This is a genomic window from Trinickia sp. Y13 (assembly GCF_029522115.1).
Lineage (GTDB): Bacteria > Pseudomonadota > Gammaproteobacteria > Burkholderiales > Burkholderiaceae > Trinickia.
This window is the reverse complement of the sequence record NZ_JAKWFK010000048.1, coordinates 1-760: the sequence shown is the minus strand read 5'-3', so window position 1 is coordinate 760 and position 760 is coordinate 1. Positions and strand designations below refer to the sequence as shown.

Here is a 760-nt window from a genome sequence, read left to right as displayed (position 1 = left end):
CGCATCTTCTCGTTTCGCGACGAGTTCGGCCAGTGGGACCCCAAAGCGCAGCGGCCCGAGTTGTGGAGCATCTACAACGCGCGCCTGCACAAGGGCGAGCACCTGCGCGTGTTCCCGATCTCGAACTGGACCGAGCTGGACATCTGGCAATACATCGCGCGCGAGGGGCTCGAACTGCCCTCGATCTACTACGCGCACGAGCGCGAGATCGTGCGCCGCAACGGCTTGCTCGTGCCGGTGACGCCGCTCACGCCGATGCGCGAGGGCGAGTCGAGCGAGACGGCGCTCGTGCGGTTTCGCACGGTGGGCGACATCAGCTGCACCTGCCCGGTCGAAAGCGATGCCGACACGGTGGAGAAGATCATCGCCGAGACGGCCGTGACCGACATCACCGAGCGCGGCGCGACGCGCATGGACGATCAGGCCTCGGAAGCGGCCATGGAACAGCGCAAGAAGCAAGGCTACTTTTAAACGCTAAGCACCCCTTAAGCAATCAAAGCAACGGAATTGAGATCATGAGTACTCCTCATCAACCGGCAGACCTGGGCGTGCTGCGTTTCATCACGGCGGGCAGCGTCGACGACGGCAAGAGCACGTTGATCGGCCGCCTGCTGTACGACAGCCGCGCGGTGCTCTCCGACCAGCTTTCGGCGCTCTCGCGCGCGAAGAACAAGCGCACGGTGGGCGACGAGATCGACTTGTCGCTGCTCACCGACGGCCTGGAGGCCGAGCGCGAGCAAGGCATCACGATCGACGTGGC

The 760-nt window shown here is 64.5% G+C and carries 2 protein-coding genes; both read left to right on the top strand.

The features are described from left to right. On the top strand, positions 1-471 hold a 471-nt coding region (cysD, locus tag MMB74_RS27310), incomplete at its 5' end, for a sulfate adenylyltransferase subunit CysD (RefSeq protein ID WP_277431711.1). 44 nt (positions 472-515) lie between these two features. Further along, positions 516-760 (top strand): GTP-binding protein (locus MMB74_RS27305; RefSeq protein WP_277431710.1); only part of this gene is annotated, 245 nt, incomplete at its 3' end.